The organism is Nocardia sp. NPDC055002, assembly GCF_053608825.1.
The window spans coordinates 345454-360010 of sequence record NZ_JBSGWE010000004.1 but is presented as its reverse complement, the minus strand read 5'-3'; the positions used below and the strand labels follow the sequence as shown (position 1 = coordinate 360010).

The 14557-nt window shown below is 66.9% G+C and carries 15 protein-coding genes, 1 tRNA gene and 1 other RNA gene; 8 read left to right on the top strand and 9 right to left on the bottom strand.

Features of this window, described 5'->3' with window-relative positions; all coding sequences use genetic code 11:
* Positions 1 to 4: 4 nt before the first annotated feature.
* Positions 5 to 1258, top strand: coding sequence for a tRNA guanosine(34) transglycosylase Tgt (gene tgt / locus ACWF99_RS18470; RefSeq protein ID WP_378660883.1), 1254 nt, complete (start codon positions 5 to 7; stop codon positions 1256 to 1258).
* A gap of 36 nt (positions 1259 to 1294) precedes the next feature.
* Here the strand turns inward: tgt and ACWF99_RS18465 are convergent, their stop codons facing one another.
* On the bottom strand, positions 1295 to 2068 hold the full coding sequence (locus tag ACWF99_RS18465) for a queuosine precursor transporter (protein ID WP_452536945.1): 774 nt from the start codon (positions 2066 to 2068) through the stop codon (positions 1295 to 1297).
* Between the two features lie 115 nt (positions 2069 to 2183).
* Between ACWF99_RS18465 and ACWF99_RS18460 the strand changes: the two genes are divergently transcribed.
* Positions 2184 to 2777: a DUF4190 domain-containing protein gene (locus ACWF99_RS18460; protein WP_378660888.1), complete on the top strand. Its 594-nt coding sequence runs from the start codon at positions 2184 to 2186 to the stop codon at positions 2775 to 2777.
* A 69-nt stretch (positions 2778 to 2846) separates the two neighbouring features.
* Here the strand turns inward: ACWF99_RS18460 and ACWF99_RS18455 are convergent, their stop codons facing one another.
* From ACWF99_RS18455 to ACWF99_RS18445, 3 genes are read right to left on the bottom strand one after another with little or no spacing between them, the layout of a single operon-like run.
* Entirely contained in the window at positions 2847 to 3551 is a 705-nt protein-coding gene (locus tag ACWF99_RS18455; RefSeq protein WP_452536944.1) for an RDD family protein, read from the bottom strand.
* Positions 3552 to 3596: 45 nt separating this feature from the next.
* A complete protein-coding gene (gluQRS, locus tag ACWF99_RS18450) occupies positions 3597 to 4517 on the bottom strand; it encodes a tRNA glutamyl-Q(34) synthetase GluQRS (RefSeq protein ID WP_452536943.1) in 921 nt (306 codons plus the stop codon).
* A 9-nt stretch (positions 4518 to 4526) separates the two neighbouring features.
* On the bottom strand, positions 4527 to 5012 hold the full coding sequence (locus tag ACWF99_RS18445; protein WP_452536942.1) for a DUF309 domain-containing protein: 486 nt from the start codon (positions 5010 to 5012) through the stop codon (positions 4527 to 4529).
* A 420-nt stretch (positions 5013 to 5432) separates the two neighbouring features.
* On the opposite strand from ACWF99_RS18445, the gene ACWF99_RS18440 reads away from it, so the two are divergent.
* Together ACWF99_RS18440 and ACWF99_RS18435 are read left to right on the top strand one after the other, a co-directional pair.
* Positions 5433 to 5642, top strand: coding sequence for a DUF397 domain-containing protein (locus ACWF99_RS18440; protein WP_378638552.1), 210 nt, complete (start codon positions 5433 to 5435; stop codon positions 5640 to 5642).
* 96 nt (positions 5643 to 5738) lie between these two features.
* Positions 5739 to 7169 carry a wax ester/triacylglycerol synthase domain-containing protein gene (locus tag ACWF99_RS18435; RefSeq protein WP_452536941.1) on the top strand — a complete coding sequence of 477 codons (1431 nt, stop codon included), beginning with the start codon at positions 5739 to 5741 and terminating at the stop codon, positions 7167 to 7169.
* A gap of 21 nt (positions 7170 to 7190) precedes the next feature.
* Here ACWF99_RS18435 and ACWF99_RS18430 read toward each other — a convergent pair whose 3' ends face one another.
* Entirely contained in the window at positions 7191 to 7673 is a 483-nt protein-coding gene (locus ACWF99_RS18430) for a helix-turn-helix domain-containing protein (protein WP_378638558.1), read from the bottom strand.
* Between the two features lie 267 nt (positions 7674 to 7940).
* Complete coding sequence (locus tag ACWF99_RS18425) at positions 7941 to 8585, bottom strand: helix-turn-helix domain-containing protein (RefSeq protein WP_378638560.1); 645 nt, start codon at positions 8583 to 8585, stop codon at positions 7941 to 7943.
* Positions 8586 to 8965: 380 nt separating this feature from the next.
* Between ACWF99_RS18425 and ACWF99_RS18420 the strand changes: the two genes are divergently transcribed.
* Positions 8966 to 10417, top strand: coding sequence for a threonine/serine exporter family protein (locus ACWF99_RS18420; RefSeq protein WP_378638563.1), 1452 nt, complete (start codon positions 8966 to 8968; stop codon positions 10415 to 10417).
* Positions 10418 to 10433: 16 nt separating this feature from the next.
* On the opposite strand, the gene ACWF99_RS18415 is transcribed toward ACWF99_RS18420, so the two are convergent.
* From ACWF99_RS18415 to ACWF99_RS18405, 3 genes are all read right to left on the bottom strand, one after another.
* Positions 10434 to 10862, bottom strand: a complete 429-nt coding sequence (locus ACWF99_RS18415; RefSeq protein ID WP_378660903.1) for a DUF5994 family protein — start codon at positions 10860 to 10862, stop codon at positions 10434 to 10436.
* A 263-nt stretch (positions 10863 to 11125) separates the two neighbouring features.
* Positions 11126 to 11210: transfer RNA gene (locus ACWF99_RS18410), tRNA-Ser, on the bottom strand.
* Positions 11211 to 11277: 67 nt separating this feature from the next.
* Entirely contained in the window at positions 11278 to 12264 is a 987-nt protein-coding gene (locus tag ACWF99_RS18405; RefSeq protein WP_378638569.1) for a hypothetical protein, read from the bottom strand.
* Positions 12265 to 12418: 154 nt separating this feature from the next.
* On the opposite strand from ACWF99_RS18405, the gene ACWF99_RS18400 reads away from it, so the two are divergent.
* The 3 genes from ACWF99_RS18400 (at position 12419) to ACWF99_RS18390 (ending at position 14556) form a co-directional block, all read left to right on the top strand.
* On the top strand, positions 12419 to 12985 hold the full coding sequence (locus ACWF99_RS18400; protein ID WP_378638571.1) for a TetR/AcrR family transcriptional regulator: 567 nt from the start codon (positions 12419 to 12421) through the stop codon (positions 12983 to 12985).
* 26 nt (positions 12986 to 13011) lie between these two features.
* An RNA gene (gene ffs, locus ACWF99_RS18395) (signal recognition particle sRNA small type) lies at positions 13012 to 13106 on the top strand.
* A gap of 166 nt (positions 13107 to 13272) precedes the next feature.
* The gene (locus tag ACWF99_RS18390) at positions 13273 to 14556 is read left to right on the top strand and encodes an aminotransferase class I/II-fold pyridoxal phosphate-dependent enzyme (RefSeq protein WP_378638574.1); all 1284 of its coding nucleotides are present in this window, start codon (positions 13273 to 13275) and stop codon (positions 14554 to 14556) included.
* The last annotated feature ends 1 nt before the right edge of the window (position 14557 follow it).

Below are 14557 nucleotides of genomic sequence, written 5' to 3'. Positions count from 1 at the left end.
GTCGGTGGCCGACAGCAGCGAGTTCTCCTTCGAAGTAGGCACCCGTCTGGACGGGGGCAGGCACGGTCGGACCGGGGTGATCTCCACCCCGCACGGCGAGATCGCCACGCCCGCTTTCATTCCGGTGGGAACGAAGGCTTCGGTGAAGGCCGTGCTGCCGGAGACGATGCGCGAGATCGGGGCGCAGGCGCTGCTGGCCAACGCCTACCACCTGTACTTGCAGCCCGGCGCCGACATTGTCGACGAGGCGGGTGGGCTCGGGAAGTTCATGAACTGGCCGGGGCCCACCTTCACCGACAGCGGCGGGTTCCAGGTGATGTCGCTGGGGGTCGGGTTCAAGAAGGTCCTCGCGATGGAGGCTGTCGACATCCGGTCCGATCAGGTGATCGCGGCGGGCAAGGAGCGCCTGGCCACCGTCGATGACGACGGCGTCACCTTCCGTTCGCACCTGGACGGTTCCAAGCATCGCTTCACGCCCGAGGTGTCGATGGGCATCCAGCACGAACTCGGGGCCGACATCATGTTCGCCTTCGACGAGCTGACCACCTTGATGAATACCCGTGGCTATCAGGAGAAGTCGTTGCAGCGCACGCACGAGTGGGCGCAGCGGTGCATCGACGAACACGAACGGCTCACCGCCGTGCGCAGTCATCGGCCGTATCAGGCGTTGTTCGCGGTGATCCAGGGTGCGCAGTACGAAGACCTGCGGCGCAAGGCCTGTCGCGAGCTGGAGTCGATCCGGGGCAGTGGTGGAACGGAATTCGACGGGTACGGCATCGGCGGGGCGCTGGAGAAGCACAATCTCGGCACGATCGTCGGGTGGTGCTGTGATGAGCTGCCCGAGGCCAAACCGCGCCACATGCTGGGAATCAGCGAACCGGAGGACATGTTCACCGCGATCGAGAACGGGGCGGACACGTTCGACTGCGTCAATCCCTCCCGGGTGGCGCGCAATGCCGCGATCTATGTCGACGAGGGGCGGTTCAACATCAATACGGCCCGGTTCCGTCGCGACTTCACTCCGATCGACGAGAACTGCGACTGCTACACCTGCGCCCACTACACCCGCGCCTACCTGCATCACCTGTTCAAGGCGAAGGAAATGCTCTCGGCGACGCTGTGCACAATCCACAACGAGCGCTTCACGATTCGTCTCGTCGACCGGATCAGGGCCAGCATCGAGGGCGGCTACTTCGACGAGTTCAAGAAGGAGTTCCTTGGTCAGTGGCGGGGCCGGATCAAGGTGCCGGGGGAGTAGGCGGCGGACCTTGCGATCCGCCGCCCGTCCTGCGGGCTAGTCGTGCAGTGCGTCGACCTTCGCCGGGGCGTAGGTCGGTTCGGTCTTCTTGAGGACGGCGATGACGCGGTAGGTGATCGGCATGACGAGCACCTCGCACAGGGTCTTCCACAGGAAGCCGACGATGACGTAGTTGATGAACGACTGCCAGGTGTTGATGCCGATGGCGGTAGCGGCGATCGAGCAGAAGATCAGGGTGTCGGCGAACTCGCCGACAACGGTGGAGCCGATCAGGCGAGCCCACAGGTGCTTTTCCTTGGTGCGCTCCTTGATCAGTACCAGGGTGGCCGAGTTCAGCAGCTGACCGACGAAGTAGCCGGCGAGACCGGCGAGCACCAGCTGGGGGGTGGTGCCGAGGACCGTGCGGAAGGCTTCCTGGTTCTCATAGAAACCCGCGGGGGGCAGCTGGATGGCGATGGAGAAGCAGGCGACGGTCAGCAGCAGCGCGGCGAAACCGGTGTAGATGGCGTGGCGGGTGGCGCGGAAGCCGTAGACCTCGCTGAGCACGTCGCCGAGGATGTAGGCCAGCGGGAACAGGAAGAAGGCGCCGTCGGTCGCGATCGGCAGGATCTGGATCGGGCCCAGCATCACCGAACTGTCGGTGAAGAACTCCACACCTTTGGTGGCGCAGATATTGGAGATGATCAGCGTCGCGGTGAACAGGGCGACGATTACCGGATAGAACCCCCGCGCAACCTGGGCGAATGCCGCATGTTCCGGCGCGGGGTGCCCAGATTCGGCGGGCTTGTCGAGCGAATTCGTATCAGTCACGGCCCATATTCTCCCAGGTCCGCCAAACCTGATGTGTCTCTATCAAGGGCGGCCCGAAGGGCCCCGCCTCGAGCGCGCCAGCGCTCAACAGACGCGTATGGAATACCCTGTAGCAATGACGAATCCCGGCGATTCCGACGAGTGGTGGAAGCAGTACGGCGGCTCCGGCGTGTCCCCGGAGTCCGGCGCGCCGGGTTCGGTGCCGCAGCATCCGACCGCCCCGCCGTCGCAGCCTTCCCAATACCCGTCGTCGCCGCAGTATCCCCAGCAGCCGGCGCCGCCCCCCTCGCAGCCGCAGTACCCGCAGCAGCCACCGTCGCAGCCGCAGTACCAGCAGCCCAATCAGCCGCAGTACCCGCAGCAGCCGCCCGCTTACGGGCAGCAGCCCGGCTACGGCGGCTATCCGGCGGCGGGCGCGTACCAGCCCTACGGGCAGTACCCGCAGCCACAGGGCACCAACGGTCTGGCGATCGGCGCACTGGTCTCCTCGCTGATCGGTCTGTGCAGCTGCGGTGTCGGCGCGATCGTCGGCATCATCCTCGGCGTGATGGCGCTCAACCAGATCAAGGAGCGCGGCGGCGAGGGTAAGGGCATGGCGCAGGCAGGCATCTGGATCGGTGTCGCCGCGATCGTGGGCTGGATCCTCTACATTCTCTTCTTCGTGGTGCTCGGCATCGCCGGTGGACTCGACTCGTCCACGACCTACTGATCGCACAACGAAACAGGGGCGCTTCCGGATTCCGGAAGCGCCCCTGTTGTTTTCGTCAGGTGTGGGGGATCAGCCCTTGACGACCTGCGTGCCGCCGGCGAACTTGTCGTGCCAGCCCTGCTTGTTCGGGTCGTTGCTGATGGTGACCATGATGTAGATCGCCAGGCCGAGGCTGACGAGCCCACCGACGCAGGGAATCAGGCCGACAATCGTGAACAGGTTGCGCTTGAGGGACTGCTCGGGCGTCAGGCTCGGCGCGCCACCGGGGGCGAGTACGCGCAGGCCGAGGATCTTCTTGCCCAGGCTCTGGCCCTGCTGGGTGACCTCCATGGCGACGAAGTAGCCGTAGATGGCCAGCGACAAGATCAAACTGGTGGCGATCTGGCCGCCGGTGCCGCTACCGACGATGAGCCCGAGCACGATCGCGACGGGGATGCCGACGATCAGGTAGTCGATCAGACGAGCACCGATCCGGATTCCCAGGTCGGCGGCCTGTACCCCGCCGAAGCCCTGCTGCTGACCGTACTGGCCCTGCTGCGGGTAGGGCTGCTGCTGCTGACCGTACGGGTCCTGCCCGTAGGCCGGCTGCTGCTGGCCGTAGGGGTCCGGCTGGCCGTAACCGGGCTGGGGTGCGCCGCCGTGTCCGGGCTGGCCGTACGGCTGCTGCTGGCCGTAGCCGGGCTGCGGCTGCTGCTGGCCGTAGGGGTCCTGGCCGTAGCCGCCGGGCTGACCGCCCTGCGGGTACTGGTTGGGGTCGTAACCACCGCTGGTCATAATCTCAGTCCTCGTTTTGATCTTCTAGATCGGTCGATGCGTACGTTACGGACATCCCTCTGGTCGGAACAACCCGATAGGCTCGAGTATCCATGGTTTCTCAGGGATGCGCGCCGGGTCGAAAACATCGCGCAGCTCGCCGGTGGTCCGCGCGGAATACCCGAGTGATTCCGCGATCGCCGCCACGACGTCCTCGGGCGTGTGGCCCAGGGCACGTTGGTCCGAAAGGCTCACGGCGCCGTCACGTTTCGCCAGCCTCTTGCCTTGATCGTTGAGCACGAGCGGCACGTGGGCGTAGGTCGGGACGGCGAGTCCGAGCAGTTCCGCGAGATACGCCTGGCGCGGGGTGGACGGCAGCAGATCGTCGCCGCGAACCACCTGGTCGACGCCCTGGGCGGCATCGTCGACGACGACGGTGAGGTTGTAGGCGGGAACACCGTCGCCGCGGCGCAACACCAAATCGTCGACAGCGCCCCGATATCGGCCGTGCAGGAGATCGGTGATCTCGTACTCGGTGACATCGGCGCGCAATCGCACTGCGCCGACGCGTCCTTCGGCCCGCTTGGCCGCGCGCTCGGCGTCGCTGAGCGCACGGCAGGTGCCCGGGTAGGCGCCCATCGGCCCGTGCGGCGCGGTGGCGGCCTGCTGGATTTCGCGTCTGGTGCAGAAACATTCATAGGTGCGCCCGGCTGCGGTCAGTTCGGCCACAGCGGCCGCGTAGTTCGGCAGCCGTTCGGATTGGTAGACCACGGGGCCGTCCCAGTCGATGCCGATCGCGGCGAGGTCGTCGAGCTGTCCCTCGGCGGCGCCGGGCCGGACCCGGTCCAGATCGTCGACGCGGATCAGGAACTCGCGCGCGGAAGTTCGCGCGAAAAGCCAGGCGAGCACCGCGGTACGCAGGTTTCCCACGTGCAGCTCACCCGAAGGGCTCGGCGCGTAGCGGCCCGCGCCTCGACTCGTTGGCACTCCACGATCCTAGGTGGGCTCGCGGCACAGCCGCGTACGTAGCCGCTCCTCGGCGATGACGTCGCCGGCATCGAGCGCGTCGAGCAGCTCCCGCGCGTGCGCGATCAGTCCGGCGCGGTCGACATCGTGCTGCTGGGCATTCGCCGGGTAGGACCCGAGCCGCTCGCTCGCGCGGCGCAGAAGAGTACCCGCGCCTTTGGCGTTGCCGCGCTGGATGTGGGTGAGGCCGACGGCGTATTGGGCCAGTCCTTGCCAGAGCATCCGTTCGGCAACCGGCCCGTTCTTCCATGCCGCCTCCAATACCTCGTGGGCATTGAATGCCAATCCGTCGTTCAGCAGTTGCTGAGCGAAGGTGAGAGTTTGCTGGGGCCCGAGCTCGAGGTCGTCGGGAATTCGGGCGACTCCGGCACTGCCGGGGGGCAGCGGTCGGCCGAGTCGATCGCGGGGGCGGTCGTTACGGGCACGACCTGCGGTGTCACGGTCACGGGAGATCATTCCCCCATGATCCACGCCTGCCCTCGATGGTGCTCATGTGACTGCTGAGGTACGCGAGAAATTGACGTATCACGGACTAATCACATGGAAGTAAATGGGGATGTGTCAACCAGATCGGGAATGGGTAAGGGGCCTGGCAATGCCCCCGCAAACGTGAAGCTTCGCAAGGTTGGCAAAACGATATGGGAAAGCAAATTCTCTTCCGCAACATTGCGGAAGACCTGCTAGTGTTTCTTCCGCGGGGGCAGCCCCCGGAGGCGGAAACGCCTCGATGCGCTGGTTCGTGCCGGTCGGTTGCGCGCGCCGTGTGGCAGTGCCTTGTGTGCCACGAAGTAACTCATCGGTCGCGCCGGATTTCGGAATGTTGCAACGATTCCAGGAGTTATCCCCTCTTCTCGATGAACCAAAGGAGCAAGTGCCGTGGAAGTTGATGTGACCGACGCTGTGTGGCGGAAGAGCACCTACAGCGGACCCGATGGGAACTGCGTCGAAGTAGCCTTTCTCGCCGGCGGCGACATCGCCGTTCGTGACACCAAGGATCGCGGTCGCGGACCCGTACTGGCCTTCGGTCCAGGGCAGTGGCGAGCCTTCCTCGCCGATGTCACCGCGGGAGAGTTCGCGCGCGGCTGAACCGCGGGATGCATCTCGAATGGGCAATACCGGCCCCGAGTCGAGCGGACTCGGGGCCTTCTCAGTGATCTCGGCGGGGTGGCCTATCGTGGCCGGATGACCACGATGGCCGCGCGTGACGCGACGATGTACTGGCTGTCGCGGCGCACCGCCAACGACGTGTTCCTGCTCTACTCTTTCGCCGAAACCGATTCCGCCACCGACGAACTCCGCGCTTTCATCGCCGCGCGCGCCGCGCGCATTCCGGATCTGCGGATCCGGTTGCAGGAGATTCCGGGCGATCTCGGTTACCCGCGCTGGGTTCCGGCCGAATTCGCGTCCCAGCAATTCGTGCACCACCGGCCGGACGGCCTGTCGTGGCAGGCGTTGCTCGCGGATCTGGGCGAACTCCTGGGAACCGGTGTCGTCGCGACCGAATATCCCTGGCGTGTCCATGTTTTCCGGTCGGTTCACTCCGCGCCCCGGTCGGCCGAGCCCGTTGTGGTGGTGGTGCTGCAACTTTCGCACGCACTGGCCGACGGCACCCGTGCCGCCGCGATCGCGCGAGCGCTCTTCGGGATGGCTGTGGATGAAGCCGTTGTCCACAGCACACCCGATGCGCCTGTGGACAACTCGGCAGATCACCCGGTCGGACCTGGTAAAACTTCTGAACAGCCTGTGGATTCCTGTGGACAACCCTGTGGATGGATCGCTCGGCGGGTCGATCCGAGAGTGCTTGGGGTGCTGCGTCTTCCCGCGCAGCTCGCGGCGACGGTGTGGCGCGGGCGGGCCGCGTACCTCGCGCAGCGGGAATTGGCGGCCCGGACGGCCGCCGGTGAGGTCCCCGCGGCCACAACCGGGTTCGCGCCCTGTGCGCTGAATCCGGCGACCGCGGTCGCCGGTCACACAGTGAGAATGCTCGTCGTCGATGCGGACGACCTCCGCATTCCGGGCAAAACCGTCACTGTTGTTGCTCTGACGGCGATTTCGCGTGCGCTGGTAGACTATCTCTCGCAGCGAGGCGAGCAACCGGAACGGCTGGGTACCGCATTACCGATGGCACTTCCGGGGCCGAGTGCGGCCCGCAACAACTACCGCGGACTGTCCATCGACCTGCACATCGACGAACCCGACCTGCCTACGCGCGCGAATCTCATCGCCGATGAACTCGCTGCCCGCCGCGAACGAGCACTGAATCCGCTGCTCTCCGCGCAGGATCGAGTCGGCGACGTCGTCCCCGCGGTCCTGGCGGTGCGTGATGTCGAACGGGCCGAACTGGACAATGTCCCCGCGGCGCTCGATGGCAATACCGTCGTGTCCAGTGTGTATCGCGGGCCGGCCGATCTCGCCTTCGCGGGCGCCCCGGTCCTGTTCACCGGGGGTTTTCCGGCCCTCGGTACCGTCATGCACCTGACTCACGGCGTCCACGGGATCGGCGAAACGATCACGCTGTCAGTGCATTCCGATCCGCGGGTGCTGTCCGATCCGGACCGCTACCTGGAATTGCTCGCCGTCGCGCTCGATACGGTCGTCGCCGCGCACCGCTGATCCACGGGGCAGGGCCGGTTTTCACCGAAGTCGACCGTGGCCGACGCTGTTTCCCGCGCGATCGAGCTCCGCGCCCACCGCGAGCAGCGCCGAGCGCAGGGCCGTCGCCGGGTCGGTTCCCGCGGCTTCACCCTCGATCACCCCGTCGATCCGGAACGGGCAGAAGTATCCGGTTCCGCTGTCTCCCCGGTGTGGCCGCCCGATCTCGATCAGCGGGCCGGTCCGATGCGCCGCGGCGATCGCCGTCGCGAGGGCCGCATCGGCAGCTCGCGGATCACGTCGACGAGCACCCGGTAGCGCGGGCGTCGATTGCGCGTGTACCCGCTCGTACCACGCGATCACCTCGAAAGACGCTGCTCGCGTGCCGGTTTCGTAATGTCCCAGCGCTGCCCTGCTGTACGGAACGCGCGCGGCCAACGCCGCCAGCGACAACCCCGACTCTTCCCGCAATCGCCGCAACCGAGCTCCGACGACGCCGTTCCCCTGCTCGCCCCGACTGGACATGGGCTCATCGTAGAGAACTGTAGACGTTTGTAGACGCTTTTTGCTGTCCAAAAGGTCTTGTCGGCGACCATACTTTTTCGTGGCGGCTCAGCGACCACCATACCGCGCCACTCGTGCAAGCACTGACTCGTTCGGAGGGGAACCGATGGAGATCTATCTGTGGATTGCCGTGGGGCTGTTCGTGTTCGGGGCGCTGAGCCGCTACCTACTACTCACACCGCCCGCCGAACGCGGGCGCCCGAGCGTCGCCGAGATCAGGCGGCGGCTTCAGGCCGAGCGCGAGGGTCCCGGCCACGACTCGACATTGCCGTCGGTACGCAGCATTTCCGCCAGCAGCTTCTCGGCGTCGGATTTCTCCCGCGCCAGAACGCTCCAGCCGCGCACCAGACCGTCGGGGCCCGATTTCGTCGTCCACGAGCCGACGGCATGAGCACCCTGGGGATGCAGCGAGTAGTAGATGGTGCCGACCGGGAACGCGATATCCATGCCGCGCATCCAGCCGGTGAGCGCCTCACCCTCCCAGACTCGCATCTCACCACGCACCTGGGTGACCGGATCGGCCTCGGGCGCAGGCGGTTCGGCGGCCGAGTCGAGCATCAGATGGTCACCCTCGTGCCGGATGGTCACCGCCGCTACCTCGACCTCGTCCGCGTGGTTCGCCGGTTTCTGCCAGGCTGCCCACCAGTCACCCGCCAGGTCGACGCGGTTGTCGACGATGCCCGCCAGCTCCGCCAGCGAGACCTGCAACGCGTCGGCCAATCGGACCGCGACCGGCAGCGTCGGCGACTGCTCCTCGGACTCGTACCTGGTGATCTGGCGCGAGCTCACCCCGATCGCGGTGGCCAGCGCGGGCTGCGAGAGCCCGAGCAGCCTGCGCCGCTCCTGGATCACCTTCCCCGTCCCGGTGTTCATACAGTCATCGCCTCCATTGCCTGCCCCTCCCGTCACACCCTGCTGGACACTTCCGCACCAGACCCGCCGACATCGCGGGCCGCCACCCTCCGCTACGAAGACCACTGGCGCGCCGCACATGCCGACTGTCTGGCCGATTCTTCCATTTCTTCGCTCCAGCAGGCCCGTTTCGTGCTGACTCAGCACAACGGATGCGGCCCGCGCTGCCTACAGCACCTGGCGGCGACGGCCTACAGCACCGGATTGATCGACGACATCTGACCCTACGGCGCGACCCCGGACGTCACCACGCGTGCGGCTACCACCGAAACCGGACCCGACACGTTGACGAACTGATTGCGAGACGGCGAAGGTGCTGCGATCGCCGTTACCGTCGAGGTATGAGTGCGGACCCCTTGGCGGAAGGCGACGGCGCCACCATCCTCGAACGCCCAGGTCTGCGCCAGCGATGGTGGCGCTTGCGCAGGCCGTTCGTCCTGCCGTCGCAACGGGCCACCGCCGACAACATCGTCGCCGCACCCACCCCGCTGCAACCGATCGACCTCGCCGACGACGCCGAGGTGTCGCAAGTACTCGACCTGGCCGTGCGAGTGGGTGAGGTCGTGCTCTCCGCGGGTACCGGTGTCGGTGACACGTCCGCGCAGGTCCGCTTCATCGCCTCGACCTACGGTCTGAACAGCTGCGATATCGACGTCACCTTCGACGCGATCCGTATCTGGGCCGACCGTGGACCCAGCCTGCCACCGGCCAGCGATATGCGCGTGGTGAAGTACCGCTCGCTCGACTTCACGCGGTTGGCCGCGGTCGACCGGCTGACGCGCCGCATACGCAGCCAGATCGTCCCCGTGGACCAGGCGCACGCCGCCCTCGACGAACTGATCTCGTCGCGCCACCCCTACCCGCGCTGGGTGTCGACGGCGGGCTGGTCGCTGCTGGCGGCGGCGATCGCGGTGCTGCTCGGCGGTGGGTTCGTTCTCGCCGCGATCAGTTTCGTGAGCACCGCGGCGATCGATGTGGTGAACCGGTACCTGCATCAGCTCGGTCTGCCGATGTTCTTCCAGCACATGGTCGGTGGTGTCATCGCCACGATCCCGGCCATCGCGCTCGCCTCGATCAGCGACCACTGGCGTTCCGACGCGGCGCTGATCGTCGCGGCGGGCATCACCGTGCTGCTGTCGGGTCAGCAGTTGGTGGGTTCGGTGCAGGACGCCATCACCGGCGCGCCGATCACCGCGGCCGCCCGCATGCTCGAAGTGGTGATGATGACCGGCGGCATCGTGGCGGGCATCGGTCTGGCCCTGCGGATCTCGACGATGATGGGGATCGCGGTGCCCGAGATCGCGGCCAGCGCGGGCCGCGACACCGATGATCTGGCGATCAAGCTGGTGGCCGGTGCGGTCGCGGCGATCGCCTTCGCGATGGCCTGTTACGCGGAGCGGCGGGCATTGTTCGCGGCCGGGCTCAGCGGTGCGGGCGGCACCATGGCCTTCCTCGGCGCGCAGGACATCGGCTTCGGGCCGGTGGTGTCCGCCGGCCTGGCGGCCACGGTGATCGGCCTCGCCGGTGGTCTGATGGCGCGTCGCGCGCTCACCCCGCCCCTGGTCGTCGCGGCGGCGGGCATCACGCCGCTGCTACCGGGTCTGAAGGTATATCGCGGGCTGTATGCCCTGCTCGAGGACGAAACGCTGCTCGGTTTCGGGCAGATCCTCGGGGCGTTCGGTGTCGGCTGCGCGCTGGCCGCGGGCGTCATCCTGGGTGAATGGTTCGACCGGTTGCTGAGTCGTCGTGGTGCGCCGCGCGACTTCGATCCGTCGTTCACCAGCGACCGATGAAGTAGATCGGCGAGGTTCAGATCTGCACGAGCGTGCGTGGCCCGTCGGCCGCCGTGTCGGCGGGCGCCGGGTCCTGGATGCGCGGTTTTCCTGCCGCCCAGCGCATCTGGCTGCGGGCTGCGGGTGCCTCGGTGGCCGCGGGGATGACCAGCAGCGCGAGCGCGGCGCCGTTGCTGCCGACCACGTGCATGATGCGCGCGGCCTGGTCGTTGCGGGCTGTGCTGTCGCCGGATTCGCTGGTGGTCCAGTCGAATCCGAGCCGGGCCAGCTTGCCGATCCGCGGTCCGACCGCGGTCACCAACTGGTGCAACTCGGTCATCGGCTGGTCGGTTCGCGGCCACCAGGCGCCGTCGATCGGCCCGGTGGTGGCTGTGCGGTCACGCAGCATCAGCCGGATCGGCCCGGACGCGTCGCGCCCGATGCCCGTTTCAGGTGATGTATTCACTTCGTTCTGTACTTTCTGATTTCTGTGCGATCGACGCGCTCGTGGCATCGACCGGCGCGATCCGAACTCCGGATCGGCGCGAAGGCTGGGTACCCACTGGACTGCGTCGGCACGCACATCTGTGTTGGGGCGGCGACGACGGTATGTGGGTGTGGTGGGGGTCTCCCGCACCATCGGGGCTCACTCTACGGAAGCCCACTGACAGATCCACCGATTAAACGAACAGGGCCCCGACCGGCGAACCGATCAGGGCCCTGCTGTTGCGGAGGATAGGGGATTTGAACCCCTGAGGGCGTTAACCCAACCCGCGTTCCAGGCGAGCGCCATAGGCCACTAGGCGAATCCTCCGTGGAGCAGCATAGCGGGTCGCAGGGGGTCGATGCCAAACCGGACCCCCGCGACCGGTTCTGACCTGCTACTTCTTCAGAGCGGCCAGTACCTTGCGGACCTGGGTTTCGGCGGCGGTGCGCATGGCCGCCTTGTCGACGGTGCGCATCGTCGACACCTCGATCTCCACCTTCACCGAGATGTTGCTGTCGTGTGCGGCCACCACGACGGAGTAGTCACTCGGGATGGAGCCGTAGGTGTGCTGCTCGCTGGCGTAATACGCCTCCGTGCCGAGGCCGCTCACCGGGCCGTGGTCGTAGTCCTTGCCGGTGGTCTTGGTGTCGTAGCCCTTCCAGCGCGAGTAGTCGGACTCGGTCTCGCTCTCGGTCTTGAACTCGACCTCGAGCCCCAGGGCCGCGTCGTTGGCGTTGCGGCCCGACTCCTGATTCTTGGCGTCGCAGTCGTAGGAGCCGCCGCCGATGTACTCCGACGGGCCACGCTCGGTGTGGGTGGTCGTCTCGCGCGTGGACGACCACTGGTTCAGCACGGTGAGATCGACCAGGTCGCAGGCGTTCTTGCCGTCTTTGTAGACGTAGCTGCCAGCCCACTTGTCCGGATCGGGACCGAAGGGGTTGTCGTCGACCTTGTTGGCCGTGAACGCGATCAGCCCGATCACGAGAGCGCCCACCGCCACGATGGCGCCACCGACGATCCACCAGACCGCCTTGTTGCCCGACGACGGCGGCCGCGGCGGTGCGCCCCATTGCGGCTGCGGCGCCTGATAGGCGCCCGCTTGCGGATGCGCGTACTGCTGCGGCTGCGGGAACGGTTGTGGATTCGCGCCGCTCTGATACGGCCCGGGCGGTGCGGTGTAGGGCTGGGGGTTCGCGCCGCTCTGATAGGGCCCGGGCGGTGCGGTGTACGGGCCGGGCGCGCCGATATTGCCGCGCAGCACTGTCGGGTCGGCTTGGGCGGGGTTCTGACCTGCGCCTTCGCCTGGTCGTTCCCACCATGCGACGGTGGGGTCGGACGGCGGCACACCGTCGCCGGGTGGTCGCTGATTCGGGCCGGTCACGATCGGGCCCCCTCTCCAGTCATGGGGAACACCGAACCCCCCGCTGCCGATATCGGATAGATCGTAGCCAGCGTCACCGTCGGCGCGGCAGTTATACGGTTGCGTACACTCGAGTATCGACTGGTCGGATGTGGTAGTCGTCGAGGGATATGAGGTGGAACACGTCGTGGGTACCGCGCGCACGCCCCGGGCCAGATGGGTCGAGGAAGGCCTGGCCGTACTGGCGTCCTCCGGCGTCGACGCCGTGCGGGTCGAGGCGCTGGCCAAGCGCATCGGCGTGACCAAAGGCGGGTTCTACGGCTACTTCGCCGACCGCGACGCACTGCTCACCGCGATGCTCGACGTGTGGGAGAGCGAAGCGACCGACCAGGTGCTCGAACGCGTCGAAACCCTCGACCCGAAGACCAAGGCGCGCGTGGCGGGCCTGCTCACCTTCTCCAGCAATCGACTGCTCCCGATCGACCTCGCGATCCGCGACTGGGCCCGCCGCGACGACGACGTCGCCGCACGCCTTCGCCGCGTCGACAACACGCGAATGGCGTTGCTGCGCGAGACAATCGGCGTGTTCTGCGAAGATCCCGACGAGGTCGAAGCCAGGAGTCTGCTCGCCTTCTGCGCCACCATCGGCAGCCACTTCCTTGCCGCCGATCACGCGGGCCGCACCCGCGTCGAGGTCCTCACGCGCGCCGCCGACCTGCTGTTCGAAGACCGGAATCGCTAGTACCGCGAACAACCGCTACACTGGCCGACGGATCCCGCGCGGCGAGCATCCTGTGAACTCCCCCAGGGCCGGAAGGCAGCAAGGGTCAACGGGCTCTGCCGGGTGCGCGGGGTCCCCTTTAATTTCAGGGGTCCCCGCTCCGACCGATCGGCCTACGCACCTTCGCAGCGTGCGAGCCTGATCCCAGCGCCGATACCCCGCCGATTCCGAGCAACCGCCGGGTAACGTTGCGCCTGTCAGCACGCACAGCGTGCAACCCACCTTGCTGCTTCGAAAGGCTGCCCAGGATGCCCCGGCAAACGCAGATCGGTTTGATGAGCCACGAGGAACTCGTGTCCGAGCACGAGTCCCAGACCGCGAAATACGCGACGCTCAAAACTGAGAAGCTCACGCTGGATCTCACCCGAGGTAAGCCCTCGCCGGAGCAACTCGACCTGTCCTCGTCGCTGCTCTCCCTGCCGGGCGAGGGCGACTTCCGCGACGGCTCGGGCACCGACTGCCGCAACTACGGCGGCCTCACCGGTCTGCCGGAACTGCGCGCGATCTTCGGCGAACTGCTCGGTATCCCCGTGGAGCGACTGCTGGCGGGCAACAACGCCAGCCTCGAGATCATGCACGACATCATCGTGTTCTCGATGCTCTACGGCACCCCCGACTCCCCGCGCCGCTGGGTCGACGACGAGCCGATCAAGTGGCTGTGTCCGGCCCCGGGCTACGACCGGCACTTCGCCATCACCGAGGCGCTCGGCATCGAGATGATCACCATCCCGATGCGCCACGACGGCCCCGATGTCCACGCCATCGCGACGCTGCTGGCGAACGACCCGCAGATCAAGGGCCTGTGGGCGGTGCCGAACTACTCCAACCCCACCGGCGTCGTCTACTCGGAAGAGATTGTCCGCGAACTGGTTTCGCTGCCGGCCGCGGCACCGGACTTCCGGCTGTTCTGGGACAACGCCTACGCGGTGCACCCGCTCACCGACACCGCGGCGCCGGTCGTCGACGTACTCGGCCTGGCCGAGGCGGCAGGCAACCCGAACCGTCCACTGGTGTTCGCGTCGACCTCCAAGATCACCTTCGCCGGTGCGGGCGTGAGCTTCTTCGGAGCGTCGCAGGCCAACATCGACTGGTATCTGTCGCACGCCGCGAAGAAGAGCATCGGCCCCGACAAGCTCAACCAGCTGCGGCACCTGCGCTTCTTCACCGATGCCGAGGGTGTGCGCGAGCACATGCAGAAGCACCGCGCGCTGCTCGAACCCAAGTTCGCGCTCGTGCGCCGCATCCTGGAAGACCGCCTCGGCGCGTCGAAGGTGGCGTCGTGGACCGAGCCCAAGGGCGGCTACTTCATCAGCCTCGACGTGCTCGAGGGCACCGCGGCCCGGGTGATCGCGCTGGCCAAGGAGGCGGGCATCGCGCTCACCGCCGCGGGCTCGGCGTTCCCGTACAGCAAGGATCCCGAGGACAAGAACATCCGCATCGCCCCCAGCTTCCCGCAGCTGCCGGAACTGGAGAAGGCGATGGACGGACTCGCGACCTGCGTGCTGCTCGCGGCCACGGAGAAGCTGCTCTGAG